The sequence below is a fragment of the Bacteroides sp. CACC 737 genome (assembly GCF_013874375.1).
Taxonomy (GTDB): Bacteria; Bacteroidota; Bacteroidia; order Bacteroidales; family Bacteroidaceae; genus Bacteroides; species Bacteroides uniformis.
This window is the reverse complement of the sequence record NZ_CP059408.1, coordinates 2960299-2973408: the sequence shown is the minus strand read 5'-3', so window position 1 is coordinate 2973408 and position 13110 is coordinate 2960299. Positions and strand designations below refer to the sequence as shown.

Annotated in this window: 15 protein-coding genes; 10 read left to right on the top strand and 5 right to left on the bottom strand. The window is 47.4% G+C overall.

Annotation, left to right across the window (positions count from 1 at the left end; genetic code table 11):
* The first annotated feature begins 118 nt into the window (after nucleotides 1–118).
* Nucleotides 119–952, top strand: coding sequence for a 30S ribosomal protein S2 (rpsB, locus tag H1A11_RS12770; protein ID WP_005829604.1), 834 nt, complete (start codon nucleotides 119–121; stop codon nucleotides 950–952).
* Nucleotides 953–1074: 122 nt separating this feature from the next.
* Nucleotides 1075–2067 carry a translation elongation factor Ts gene (gene tsf, locus H1A11_RS12765; protein ID WP_005829605.1) on the top strand — a complete coding sequence of 331 codons (993 nt, stop codon included), beginning with the start codon at nucleotides 1075–1077 and terminating at the stop codon, nucleotides 2065–2067.
* A gap of 112 nt (nucleotides 2068–2179) precedes the next feature.
* Here the strand turns inward: tsf and H1A11_RS12760 are convergent, their stop codons facing one another.
* A complete protein-coding gene (locus tag H1A11_RS12760; RefSeq protein ID WP_061411216.1) occupies nucleotides 2180–2527 on the bottom strand; it encodes a translation initiation factor in 348 nt (115 codons plus the stop codon).
* A gap of 150 nt (nucleotides 2528–2677) precedes the next feature.
* On the opposite strand from H1A11_RS12760, the gene H1A11_RS12755 reads away from it, so the two are divergent.
* The 5 genes from H1A11_RS12755 (at nucleotide 2678) to H1A11_RS12735 (ending at nucleotide 6631) form a co-directional block, all read left to right on the top strand.
* Nucleotides 2678–3334, top strand: a complete 657-nt coding sequence (locus H1A11_RS12755; protein WP_061411218.1) for a redox-sensing transcriptional repressor Rex — start codon at nucleotides 2678–2680, stop codon at nucleotides 3332–3334.
* On the top strand, nucleotides 3334–3951 hold the full coding sequence (locus H1A11_RS12750; RefSeq protein ID WP_061411220.1) for a fumarylacetoacetate hydrolase family protein: 618 nt from the start codon (nucleotides 3334–3336) through the stop codon (nucleotides 3949–3951). The genes H1A11_RS12755 and H1A11_RS12750 overlap by 1 nt, the downstream gene beginning before the upstream one ends.
* A gap of 74 nt (nucleotides 3952–4025) precedes the next feature.
* Nucleotides 4026–4505, top strand: coding sequence for a 2-C-methyl-D-erythritol 2,4-cyclodiphosphate synthase (ispF, locus tag H1A11_RS12745; protein WP_005829658.1), 480 nt, complete (start codon nucleotides 4026–4028; stop codon nucleotides 4503–4505).
* Nucleotides 4506–4536: 31 nt separating this feature from the next.
* The gene (locus H1A11_RS12740) at nucleotides 4537–5553 is read left to right on the top strand and encodes a metallophosphoesterase family protein (RefSeq protein ID WP_098032195.1); all 1017 of its coding nucleotides are present in this window, start codon (nucleotides 4537–4539) and stop codon (nucleotides 5551–5553) included.
* 22 nt (nucleotides 5554–5575) lie between these two features.
* The gene (locus H1A11_RS12735) at nucleotides 5576–6631 is read left to right on the top strand and encodes a Gfo/Idh/MocA family oxidoreductase (RefSeq protein WP_057097605.1); all 1056 of its coding nucleotides are present in this window, start codon (nucleotides 5576–5578) and stop codon (nucleotides 6629–6631) included.
* 11 nt (nucleotides 6632–6642) lie between these two features.
* Here H1A11_RS12735 and H1A11_RS12730 read toward each other — a convergent pair whose 3' ends face one another.
* Complete coding sequence (locus H1A11_RS12730; RefSeq protein ID WP_181757298.1) at nucleotides 6643–7503, bottom strand: hypothetical protein; 861 nt, start codon at nucleotides 7501–7503, stop codon at nucleotides 6643–6645.
* A 67-nt stretch (nucleotides 7504–7570) separates the two neighbouring features.
* Nucleotides 7571–8626: a porin gene (locus H1A11_RS12725; protein WP_138344884.1), complete on the bottom strand. Its 1056-nt coding sequence runs from the start codon at nucleotides 8624–8626 to the stop codon at nucleotides 7571–7573.
* Nucleotides 8627–8912: 286 nt separating this feature from the next.
* Here H1A11_RS12725 and H1A11_RS12720 point away from each other — a divergent pair, with 286 nt between their 5' ends.
* The 3 genes from H1A11_RS12720 (at nucleotide 8913) to H1A11_RS19200 (ending at nucleotide 12184) form a co-directional block, all read left to right on the top strand.
* On the top strand, nucleotides 8913–11192 hold the full coding sequence (locus H1A11_RS12720) for an exo-alpha-sialidase (protein ID WP_226791231.1): 2280 nt from the start codon (nucleotides 8913–8915) through the stop codon (nucleotides 11190–11192).
* A gap of 253 nt (nucleotides 11193–11445) precedes the next feature.
* Nucleotides 11446–11745 (top strand): hypothetical protein, encoded by a 300-nt coding sequence (locus H1A11_RS19205; RefSeq protein ID WP_249361790.1) that lies wholly within the window; start codon nucleotides 11446–11448, stop codon nucleotides 11743–11745.
* 58 nt (nucleotides 11746–11803) lie between these two features.
* On the top strand, nucleotides 11804–12184 hold the full coding sequence (locus H1A11_RS19200) for a hypothetical protein (protein WP_226791227.1): 381 nt from the start codon (nucleotides 11804–11806) through the stop codon (nucleotides 12182–12184).
* Nucleotides 12185–12400: 216 nt separating this feature from the next.
* Here H1A11_RS19200 and H1A11_RS19195 read toward each other — a convergent pair whose 3' ends face one another.
* Both H1A11_RS19195 and tnpB read right to left on the bottom strand, forming a co-directional pair.
* Nucleotides 12401–12655: a transposase gene (locus H1A11_RS19195; protein ID WP_226791225.1), complete on the bottom strand. Its 255-nt coding sequence runs from the start codon at nucleotides 12653–12655 to the stop codon at nucleotides 12401–12403.
* Nucleotides 12656–12734: 79 nt separating this feature from the next.
* On the bottom strand, nucleotides 12735–12974 hold the full coding sequence (gene tnpB, locus H1A11_RS12705; RefSeq protein WP_138344888.1) for an IS66 family insertion sequence element accessory protein TnpB: 240 nt from the start codon (nucleotides 12972–12974) through the stop codon (nucleotides 12735–12737).
* Nucleotides 12975–13110 lie beyond the last annotated feature (136 nt).

Genomic DNA, 13110 nt, shown 5'->3' with positions numbered 1-13110 from the left:
CAACTCTCAACTGAAAAAGCGTTTAGTATCTAAACTACCGGGACTCTTCAGATTCAGACTACCCGGCGGTTGGTTTAGAAGAAACAAAAAAGAAAGTAAACGATTAATTTAAAAGAAAATGTCTAGAACAAATTTTGATACATTATTGGAAGCCGGTTGCCACTTCGGTCACTTGAAAAGAAAGTGGAACCCCGCAATGGCTCCTTACATCTTCATGGAGCGCAATGGTATTCATATCATTGACCTCAACAAGACGGTTGCTAAAATTGACGAAGCTGCTGAAGCTTTGAAGCAAATCGCTAAATCAGGAAAGAAAGTCCTGTTTGTTGCTACTAAAAAACAAGCTAAGCAGGTGGTTGCCGATAAGGCTGCATCTGTAAATATGCCTTATGTAATCGAGCGTTGGCCGGGTGGTATGTTGACTAACTTCCCGACTATCCGTAAGGCTGTCAAGAAGATGGCTACCATCGACAAGCTGACAAGCGACGGTACCTATTCAAACCTCTCCAAGAGAGAAATTCTTCAGATTTCACGTCAACGTGCAAAGTTGGACAAGACTTTGGGCTCTATTGCTGACCTGACTCGTCTGCCGTCTGCTCTGTTCGTTATCGACGTAATGAAGGAAAATATCGCAGTTCGTGAAGCTAACCGTTTGGGTATTCCAGTATTCGGTATCGTTGATACAAACTCTGATCCTACGAATATCGATTTCGTAATCCCGGCAAATGATGACGCTACTAAGTCAGTAGAAGTTATTCTTGATGCCTGCTGTGCTGCTATGCAGGAAGGTCTGGAAGAACGTAAGGCCGAAAAGGTAGACATGGAAGCTGCCGGTGAAGCTCCTGCCAACAAAGGCAAGAAGAAAGCTACAAAAGCAAGACTCGACAAGTCCGACGAGGAAGCAATCAATGCCGCTAAGGCTGCTGCTTTCATGAAGGAAGAAGAGGCTTAATCATACTGTTGAGAGTTGAGAATTGAAAGTTGAGAGTTACTTTACGGCAATTCTCAATTCTCTATTCTCAACTCTCAATTACTTTATAAGGATATTATTAACAATTAAAATAAAAAGATATTATGGCTGTAAGTATGGCTGATATAACCAAGCTCCGCAAGATGACCGGTGCTGGTATGATGGATTGCAAGAATGCTTTGACTGAAGCTGAAGGCGATTTCGACAAGGCAATGGAAATTATCCGTAAGAAGGGACAAGCTGTTGCAGCTAAGCGTTCAGATCGCGAGGCTTCTGAAGGCTGTGTGCTGGCTAAGACTACGGGTGACTTTGCCGTTATCATCGCTTTGAAGTGCGAAACTGACTTCGTGGCTCAGAATGCTGATTTCGTGAAACTGACTCAGGACATTCTGGACCTTGCCGTAGCTAACAAGTGCAAGACTCTGGACGAAGTAAAAGCTCTGCCGATGGGCAACGGTACTGTACAGGATGCTGTAACAGACCGTAGCGGTATCACTGGCGAGAAGATGGAGCTGGATGGTTACATGACTGTAGAAGGCGCAAGCACTGTGGTTTATAACCACATGAACAGAAACGGTCTCTGCACTATTGTTGCTTTCAACAAGGCTGTTGAAGAAGGACTGGCTAAGCAGATTGCCATGCAGATTGCTGCCATGAATCCGATTGCGGTAGACGAAGATGGTGTATCTGAAGAAATCAAGCAGAAGGAAATAGATGTTGCTATAGAGAAGACAAAAGCTGAACAGGTACAGAAGGCTGTTGAGGCCGCTTTGAAGAAGGCTGGTATCAACCCGGCTCACGTGGACAGCGAAGACCACATGGAAAGCAACATGGCCAAGGGCTGGATTACTGCTGAAGACGTGGCAAAGGCAAAGGAAATCATTGCTACTGTTTCTGCTGAGAAGGCTGCACATCTGCCTGAACAAATGATTCAGAATATTGCTAAGGGTCGTCTTGGCAAGTTCTTGAAAGAAGTTTGCTTGCTGAACCAGGAAGACATCATGGATGGCAAGAAGACAGTTAGAGAAGTCTTGAAAGAAGCTGATCCTGAATTGAAGGTTGTTGACTTCAAGCGTTTTACTTTGCGCGCTGAATAATTCCGCTTAGAAACGATTCTATAAAAAGAAGTGGCCGTATATGGAGTTGAATTCCTAAACGGTCACTTTTTTTATGCCTCTACAGTTGCAGTGAGACGGATGATGGTTTGGTTTATCCTACGGGCTTAGTTTGCGTGTATCCTTCAGCTTTCAGCAGGTCAATGACACGCTGTTTGAAGTCGCCCTGCACAATGATTTCTCCATCTTTGGCACTTCCACCCACTCCACATTTACTTTTCAGCAATTTGCCCAGTTCTTTCAGGCCATTGTCGGTGCCCACGAAACCGGTGACAAGAGTGACGACTTTGCCGCCCCGGTTCTTGCGGTCCAGCTGCACGCGCAAGCGTTGTTGTGCAGGGGGGAGGGTAGCTTGCTCCTCATCGTCATTCATCTCATATTTGTAGTCCGGGTTGGTGGAATAGACTATATTCAACCGTTCTTTCCAATCATTATTCTTCATACTTTTTTTTAAAAAACTTCCCAAAAGTACGATATTATGTGGAATTATGCAATTAGAAATTATGTTAAGCTTTTGTTGCATCCGTGTTACTGATTAGAAAAAAAGCACTACTTTTGTCAATCGCAATATTGAGAACTTAAATAAGAAACTATGAGCAGTCCGTTACAGAAAAAAGAAACCATGAAGGTGCCGGAACCTACTTTGCGCCGGCTTCCGTGGTACCTTTCCAATGTAAAGTTGCTGAAACAAAAGGGGGAACGATTCGTATCATCCACCCAGATTTCCAAGGAAATCAATATTGATGCTTCACAGATTGCCAAAGACCTTTCGTATGTTAATATCTCGGGCCGTACGCGTGTGGGATATGAGGTGGACACGCTGATAGCTGTACTGGAGGATTTCCTGGGATTTACCAATATACACAAAGCATTTCTGTTCGGTGTTGGAAGCTTGGGAGGTGCTTTGCTGCGCGACTCGGGTCTGAGCCATTTCGGTTTGGAGATAGTGGCTGCTTTTGATGTGAAGCTTGAATTGGTGGGTACGACATTGAGCGGCATCCCCATCTATCATTCGGATGAGTTCAAGCAGAAGATGCAGGAGTACGATGTCAATATAGGCGTGCTGACGGTACCTATCGAAATAGCCCAGCAGATAACGGATTCCATGGTAGAGGGTGGTATCAAGGCCGTATGGAACTTCACCCCGTTCCGTATCCGCGTTCCCGAGAACATTGTCGTGCAGAACACTTCCCTTTATGCCCATCTGGCCGTGATGTTTAACAGACTAAACTTTAACGAAATCAAGTAATGAAGATTATTGCTGTAGGAATGAACTATGCTCTGCACAACAAAGAGCTGGGACATACACACGAGAATAAGGAACCGGTTATTTTTTTGAAACCCGATTCAGCTATACTGAAAGATGGCAAACCTTTCTTTATCCCCGACTTTTCCAACGAAGTGCATTATGAGGCGGAAGTGGTGGTACGCATCTGCCGTTTGGGCAAGAATATTGCTCCTCGCTTTGCCCATCGCTATTACGATGCGGTGACGGTGGGCATCGACTTCACGGCACGCGACTTGCAACGTAAGTTCCGTGAGGCGGGTAATCCGTGGGAGCTTTGCAAAGGTTTCGACAATTCGGCAGCTATCGGTACCTTTGTTCCTTTGGAACAGGTGGGCGGCAATGTACAGAATCTGGACTTTCGTCTGACGATTGATGATAAGGAGGTTCAACGTGGCCATACAGCGGACATGTTGTTCCGGGTAGATGATATCATTGCCTATGTCAGCCGCTTCATGACCTTGAAAATCGGTGACTTGCTGTTCACGGGAACACCCGCGGGAGTCGCTCCCGTCAGCATCGGACAGCACTTGCAGGGTTATCTTGGGGAAGGGAAAGTACTTGACTTCAATATTCGCTGATTATCTTCGTCTTGTTTTTTCTTGTTACCTCGCTTTTTTTCCGTACTTTCGTGTCAACTTAAAGAAGCAACGATATGAAGATACGTGTAGGTTTTGGCTTTGATGTCCATCAACTGGTGGCAGGGCGCGAACTTTGGCTGGGCGGTATCCGCCTGGAACATGAAAAGGGATTGTTGGGGCACTCGGATGCGGACGTGCTCATCCATACTATCTGTGACGCATTGCTGGGAGCGGCGAATATGCGTGACATCGGCTATCATTTTCCTGATACTGCCGGTGAGTTTAAGAACATAGACAGCAAGATTCTGCTAAAGAAAACAATAGAATTGATAGCTACCAAAGGCTATTCGGTAGGTAACATTGATGCCACCATCTGCGCTGAGCGGCCTAAGTTGAAGGCCTATATTCCCGAAATGCAGCGTACGCTTGCCGCGGTGATGGGAATAGACGAGGATGCCATCTCCATCAAGGCCACCACCACGGAGAAACTCGGCTTTACGGGCAGGGAGGAAGGTATATCCGCCTATGCCACTGTATTGATAGTGAAGGAATAATAATATCAACTCAATTTAATCATCCACTTATATGAAGAAAATCTCCTTGGCCTTTTGTCTGGCACTTTTATCCTCCTTGTTCTGCCCGGCACAAGTATCGCCTTTGCAGTTCAACAAGAACGGAGAGTTTAAAATCGTCCAGTTTACAGACATCCACTTCAAGTATGGCAATCCGGCTTCGGATATTGCTTTGAAGCGTATTGGCGAGGTGCTTGATGCTGAGTGCCCCGATTTAGTAGTCTTTACCGGCGATGTGGTTTATGCCGCACCTGCCGATACAGCCATGCGCAAGGTGCTTTCCTATGCTACGGACCGTAAGATTCCTTTTGTCGTAACCTTTGGCAACCACGACAACGAGCAGGGAAAAACACGTGCTGAGCTTTATGACGTTATCCGTTCCATGCCTTTCAATATCCAGCCCGACCGTGGCGGAGTAGAATCTCCCGACTATGTCCTCACACTGAAATCCTCGGACGGCAAGAAGGATGCAGCCCTGCTTTACTGTCTGGATTCCCATTCCTACTCCAAACTACCCGACGTAAAGGGGTACGACTGGCTCACTTTCGACCAGGTGAACTGGTACCGCCAGCAGAGTGCCACTTATAAAGCAAAGAACGGTGGGCAACCTTTGCCTGCACTAGCATTTTTCCATATTCCTTTGCCGGAATATAACGAAGCCGCTTCCGACGAGAACGCCATACTGATAGGTACCCGCATGGAAAAGGCTTGCGCTCCGGAACTGAATACGGGCATGTTCACTGCCATGAAAGAGGCTGGTGATGTGATGGGTATGTTTGTCGGGCACGATCATGACAACGATTATGCCGTAATGTGGAAAGGTATCCTGCTGGCTTACGGCCGTTTCACCGGTGGTAATACCGAGTACAACCATTTGTCCAACGGTGCACGTGTCATTTTGATGAAGGAAGGTGCCCGTACTTTCACCACCTGGATTCGTCTGAAAGGTGGCGAAATTATTGATAAGACGGTCTACCCCGACAGCTATATGAAGGACGATTGGCGTAAGCGTCCGTTGGTGACGGAATAATGGTGAACTTAAAAAGAACGATATGGACAAGATAAGGACCGGATTAGCCGCTTACGGAATGTCGGGACGTGTTTTCCATGCCCCTTTCATCTCCACTAACCCTCATTTTGAATTGACTGCCGTTACGGAGCGCAGTAAGGAACTCTCTCGGGAGAAGTATCCCGACGCTTGTATTGTGCGGAGTTTTGAGGAACTTATCGAAGTGGAAGAGCTGGATTTGGTTGTCATCAACACGCCGGACAGCACTCATTATGAGTATGCCCGCCGCGCCCTCGAAGCAGGTAAGCATGTGGTTGTGGAGAAGCCTTTCACCACCACCGTGGCAGAAGCTGAGGAACTTGTGGCATTTGCCGCAAGCCGGGGGCTGACCTTGAGCGTTTACCAGAACCGCCGGTGGGACTGCGATTTCCTGACAGTTAAGCAAATACTGTCCAAAGGCTTGCTGGGGCATCTGGTGGAGTTTGAATCCACCTTCCCCCGTTATCGTAATTTTATCAAGCCGAATACTTGGAAGGAAACCGGACAAGATGGGGGCGGCTTGACCTATAACCTGGGTGCCCACGTCATAGACCAGGCTGTGCAGCTGTTCGGTATGCCCGAAGCCGTCTTTGCAGATATTGCCACGTTGCGCAAGGACAGCAAGGTAGACGACTATTTCATCATCCATTTGCTACGTCCCTCAAAGGCGCCCGAAGTGAAGATAACGCTGAAATCCAGCTATCTGATGTGTGCGAGCGAACCCCGTTTCGTCCTCCACGGTAGGGAAGGTTCTTACGTGAAATATGGTTTCGACCCGCAGGAAGCCGCCTTGACCGAGGGCGTATTGCCCGGCACTTCGCACTGGGGCGAGGAGGACAAATCCTCTTGGGGACTGCTTTATACGGAAAAAGACGGTAGAATTGTTTATGAACCCTATCCAAGTCTTCCCGGTGATTATGCAGCTTTTTATGAGAATATCTATCGGCATATCCACCACGGCGAACCTTTGCAGAGCGATGCCCGCGAGGTGGTCGGAGTCATCCGCTTGATTGAGGCAGCCTGGGAAAGCAGCCGTATGCAGCGTGTGGTTCGTATCTGATAGAAAATCTTTTACCCGGTAGGGACGTGTAACTTTACATGTGTCAATCGGGTGTATTTCGTACTTCCTATTATATAGGTACGCGCGATGCGTGCCGATGCTATCTTCATTACTTCTCCCATCTGGTAGGCATGTTCCACGGCGGGCAGCTGGCATGATTTCCGGCTTGCCGTGCGTGCATTCAGCCGGATGCTGACGAAGTTGCCGATGGAGTCTTTCAGTTTCAACACTTGGCGTACATAGAAATAAGGAGTGGTCCCTTTGAGCTGCGTCTTGTAGGGGTTGTCTTCCTGTCGCACGCTGAGTACGGTCAGTGTCAGGTTCTCCACTTTTTCCCCTTCCTTCCCCAGGAAACGTCCGCCGGTGGTTTGGTACGTTTTTCTTCGTTGTATGTCGAGGTGGACTGAATGGTAAATCTTGGCAATCTGTACGAAACGTTCCTGCTTGGGGATGCGTGGCTGGAATTTGAAGGCTATCCACGTAAGATAGGCAGGGTCTATACGGAGAATTTCGTGCAGGAAATGTCCGTGGTATTTGCCTATGGAGATAATGTCGTCCCCTTTGCTCTGCATTCTTTTGGCATTGTACTCCACAAGCAGCAGGCTGCGCGGTGAGTAGAAGCATAGCGTGCTTGCCATCCGCAACGTTTCGTGAATGTCGGTGGAAAGGTCGCAAATGTAGAAGATGGACTGTCTCCCGGGCAGTGGAGAGTAAATCCACAAAGTATATTGGAGATACTCAGGCCGGGGCAGTACGATAAGATAGGCCCCTACTTCCTTATAAGAGGCTCTCCCTTGATTGTATGCATTCAGTTTACTATACAATAAGTCTTGTTCAGTCTGCGGTATACCGGGTATGATTGGATTTGCCATAGCTCGGAATAATTTATTCCAAATATACATTTTTGGAATGAAAGAAACAAGGGGAAGCCAAGAAATATCAGAAGCGTACCATCAATTCCAATACTACTTTGTCTTGTTCCGACTCCTTCGCTATGCTGTTTTTGGCATAGAAGTATTTCTCGTAATTCAACCGGAGGTCTGTGCGGAATGCTTTGCTGAGGCTGAAGGTGATGCCGCCCGTTAGGCGTTGGCGTTTGTAGTCGGTCACCGTCAATCTGCCGGTTTCTTCATCGGCGGTTTTGGCGTCGCTCTGGTCGGTCATCATGTCGTAGCGCAGCAGGAAAGACATTTTGTTGAATACTTTCCGTAACGGCAGATCGTAGTTGATGAAGGTGTTGACAGCGTGTACATCTTTGAAAGCGTTGTCGGAATATTGCTTGTACAAATATTCGCCTTCGATATGGAAACGGCCGGTTTCATAGTAGGCACCGATGTCGTAGGATTGCATACGTACTTCTTCCGGCTGGATGCTCTGCACGCTCAGTGTTAGGTTCAGTCCTTTGGTGAAGAGAAATTGGGCTTTGGCGGAGTAGTTCACTTCCTTGTGCCATTCTTTCTGGTTAGTCAGTCCGGAACCGTTGAAAAGTCCTCCTTCCACAGTGATAGGTACACCGGTAGGCAGGGTATATCCTACTGTGAACCCCACGTCCCGTACATTGCCCACTTGCTTGGCGATGAACGAGCGGTTGGGGAAGTATTGCTGGTGCGGTGAGCGGTGGGCGTCGATGGTGAAGGGGACGCGCATTTGTCCGGCGGTGACTGTCAGTCCTTTTGTCGGGAAAAGCCGGGCGTAGGCATCCAGCATCTTGATTTGACCTTCGTCGGAGAGGTCTATCTCGGCTTTGTAGGCTACGCTAGGCAATACGTTACCCGTCACGCTGATGCGGGCATTGCGTACTTCGAAACGTCCTGCACCCATGGTGGTCTGATATTCGTATTTGGCGCGGATGGTTCCGTGGACTTCCGGTAGGTAGTCTTTGGTTTCCATCTTCTCCTTTTCAATCTTTTTTCCGTCCTCGTTGATGGAGGGCGTTTGAGCAATTGCGGCCAGCGGCATCAGGGCAATTAGTACTGTCAATGCACTTTTTTTCATAATCTGTTGTTGTCGAATGATTTGTCGGTGACAAAGTTCGGACATGCGTGTTGTGTTTTTGTGTCATATATGTTGCATTGTTGTTACAAAAACTGTTAGCGAGAAGAACTGTGATAGGTGCCGTTTTAATCTTTTTATGGCTTGATTTAGTTTCTTGCTTTTATTAAAACGTTGGTTGTTAGGATTATATGTGCACTGTAGCAAAAGTTTCAGTCTGAAATATCAATGAAATATTCCTATCTTTGAAGAAAATATCAAGAACGTTTGTTTTAGAACTCTGATGCTTATGAAAAGACAGTTGTTTTTAGCAGGAATAAGTTTGATGCTGGGCGGCATGCCGATGCTTGCTCAAGATATATCTCCGGTGAATTCCGTTTCTTACGAATGGAAGAGTGTACCGATAGTGGGAGGAGGCTTTGTGGACGGTATTGTTTTTCACCCAGAAGCTCCCGGTGTCCGTTATTGCCGCACCGATATGGGAGGAGCCTACCGGTGGGACGCTGCTTCCAACCAGTGGACGCCCTTGCTGGACTGGATAAGTCTGGATGAAAGCAATCTGCAGGGGGTGGAGAGCATTGCCATCGACCCGCAGAATCCGCAGAACGTGTATATTGCCTGCGGTACGTATACCAGTAGCTCCAATGGGGCCATACTTTGTTCTTATGATGGCGGCAGAACCTTTGCCCGTGTCGATGTGCCCTTTACGATGGGCGGCAACGAGAACGGGCGTGGTAATGGGGAACGGATGATGGTGGACCCGCAGAATGGGAATATCATTTATATGGGAACCCGTTTGCATGGTTTGTGGCGCAGTATGGATAAGGGGCAGAGCTGGGCACGGGTGGTGTCTTTCCCGGATGTCTCCGAGAAGTTCAATCCTGCCGACCGTGCTGCATGGGGGAATCGCGGTAGTGGCATTGTCTGCATAGTCTACGATGTACAAGGTACTCAAGATGGGTGTGGTACCCGTGACATTTATGTGGCGGCTTCATTGATGGGAAGGGAAAATCTGTTCGTGAGCCACGACTATGGTGAAAGCTGGCAGCCGGTTGAGGGGCAGCCGGTGCAGTATCGCCCCACGCATATGGTCTTGACCGGTGACGGGCAATTGATTCTGACGTATGGGGATACTCCCGGTCCAAGCCAGATGGGGGATGGAGGTGTGTGGAAATACGATATCCGTAAAGGCAAATGGACAGACATTTCTCCCGTCAGACTGCCAGGTGGCGAAAAGGCAGGATTTGGCTATGCAGCCGTATCTGTAGATTCTCGTAATCCGAAGCATCTGATTGCCAGTACACACAGTCTAGGGGGCAAGCACGGTTATAAAAGTGATGAGATGTTCCGTACGACTGACGGTGGCAAGAGCTGGAAACCGATTTTCAAGACGGGATATGAGTATGATTATTCCAAAGCTCCCTATACAAAGGTAGCGCCCCTACACTGGATGTTCGACATAGAGATAGACCCTACCGACGCTGAACATGCCATGTTTACCACCGGTTTCGGCGGTTGGGAAACTTTCAACCTCTCTGCCGTGGAACGTGGGGAACCGGTGAAATGGAGTATCATGTCTGCCGGTATCGAAGAGACCGTGCCTCTCGAACTCTATGCTCCCGAAAAAGGGGCGCGTCTGATTTCCGGTATCGGTGATTATGGTGGCTTTACGCATTTCGACCTCAATCGGCCCGATTCGTTGGGCAGCCATGCCAATCCTCATTTCGGAAATACGAATGGAGTGACGGGTGCCTGGCTGAAGCAGGATTTGATAGTCAGAGTTGGTACACTGTTCGGCCATCAGCCGGGTGCAAAGACCATTTCATATTCAGAAGATGGGGGCAGGCACTGGACTATGTGTGCCACTGTTCCGACGGAAAAGTCTCGTAATGGGCATATCGCCGTGGCAGCAGACGGCTCTTCTTGGATTTGGACACCCGACCGCTCGGAGGCTTATCTGACCCGTGATAAGGGGGCTTCTTGGCTATCTTGCCGTGGTTTGCCTAAGAATATCCGCGTCATTGCAGACAAGGTGAACCCCCAACGTTTTTATGCTGTAGATGCTGTGGCCGAAATATTGTATAGCAGCGAGGATGGTGGGGCGACTTTTCATGCCGACACATTGAATTTAACTGTTAAACGGTTCCAACGGGGTAATGCCGGTACCGCCGTACGAAGAGGAGATCCGCGTGGAGGACAAGACCGTATCTACGCTACTCCCGGTCATGAAAAAGATTTGTGGATTGCAGCTTATGATGGTTTGTACCGCTCTGCTGCTTCAGAAAAATTTGATTTCCGTGCTTTGGATAAGGTACGTACCATCTATGCTTTTGGTTTCGGCAAGGCAAAGTCGGGCAATGATTATCCTGCCATCTATCTGATAGGCGTAGTCAACGGGCAATACGGTTTCTTCCGTTCTGACGATGCGGCGAACTCTTGGGTACGTATCAATGATGATGTCCATCAATATGGCCTGGTATTGCATATCTGCGGTGACATGCAGGAATATGGGCGGGTCTATATAGGGACACATGGTCGGGGAATTGTGACGGGAGTACCTGCGTCATAACTTTTCCATGTAGTCTTCATAACATCTCCGTATCTACTTCTCATCTAGTCCGTACATCTTCCGCCTCTATAGGAGCGGAGATGATACGGACTTTTAGGCTTTTATAATAGCTGTATAGGAACTTACTTTATTTAAGCAAAATATTATTCGTTTATTAATGTTTTATATATTGCATATCAATCTTCCCTTCATTTCTTAATAAATGTTGGCTAATGTTTTATGATGGTATTGCATAACCTTAAATGAAAACCTAATGATACATTTATATAGATATATTATTTTAATAATTAGCTTTTGCACTACCCAAATAGTTTCCGTATACGGATTGAGATTTCGTGGCGCAGCCAGCTCTATTGACGAAAGAACATCCTATGATGTGTTTGCCCACAGTTGTTCCTCTTTCAAAGACTACTTTGACTTGGAGTTCAACATGGCGCTGTATTCTACCGAGAGTATCGGCTATGTGTTGCGGGTTAAGGGAGCTGACGAAGGACAGATTTTCAATCTTTTCTTTGATTTTTGTGGCGATGACATCTTGTTCCGTCTGAACTAGGAGGGGAAGTGCGTGTTGATAGCCTTGCCTGTCAGTAAGGCGGAGGCATTGGTTCAAGGTGAAGATAGCTTTCAATCTGAAGCAGGATGAGATTACTCTCAAAATTCACAATCAAGAAAAGGTATGTAAGGGTATGCTGTTCTCTGATGAGTTCAGTCCGAAAATCGTGTTCGGTAAGAGTTATCACATCATTGACGTTTCGGAGATAGCTGTTGACAAATTGGTTGTGAATGCCGAGCATACTTACACATTTCCCTTGGATGAGGCAGACGGAGAATCTGTCTGTAAAAGGACCTCAGCGAGCATGGAAGCTCTGGGCATACCTTTATATATGGGTGTCAGTGGCATGGGAGCGGTTATTACAGCCTTTTCTCCGTTATCAACGGCCTCCATTTCATTCTTCAGGGCGTATGTGAGACGTACTGTGTCTTTCACATAGAGGTAGCCGGGTTTCATCTCAAGGGTCCTGGTATGTTCCTCGCCTATCTTGACGTATCTGCTTAAATCGACATTCTCCGGTTCGATGACGACTGTTACAATCGGGAAGGTTATCCATGGCGACCCGGTTACGGTGTGGCGTTTTATTGGTGGCCTGGGACTGGGGGGACGGTAATTTGTTCTGTCGCCCTGCTCCGGGTCTCTTCGATTGCCGCCTCTATCTGTTCCAGGTCGCATAGTCAAAAGGGAGCTTCGGGGCTCCGTTATCGGCAGGTTTGCATTTCTCACTCATCTTTCCAAACATCTTTCTCTTCAGCCATGCCAGGGAGGCGTTCAACTCAACGATCGTACCCCGGAGTTCTTCTATGGTCCTTACCTGGGCTGAGATGATCTCACTCTGTTTGCGGTTGATATCCAGCAGCTGTTCCATTGAGTATTCCACAGCTTGTCCGATTGCATCTTCTTTTGCCATTCAATATCTTTTTTGATGATATAAAGATAGCGAAAAGCTACAAGAAAAACAAGCCTTCAAGCTGTTTGTTTACAACCGTTTACCAATACTTTTTCAAATTGGAAAGCCGTCTCTGCCTGCCTTTACTGACATCTTCATTGATGCCTTCCACCATAACGATCAGGTCACTCCAGGTCGTGGGGTAAGAATGGGTGGTAGGATCATAGGCGGGTATCTTGAAGGTGCCTTCTTCAAGCAGCTTTTCATAAAGGACCAGACCTCCCGGTTCGGCATGGAGCAATTTTATCTTGGTCCGGAAACGGTTGTAGAAAATGAACACGTCTCCACTTCACTCTGTTGCTAACGGAAAAGAACGAAGATAAATTTTTCTCTGCTCATCATGTGTTTACGTCGCTGCATCATAGACATTATTTTTTGCAGCAAAAGTAAGGAGGAAAATGAAAGTATAAGGCGTT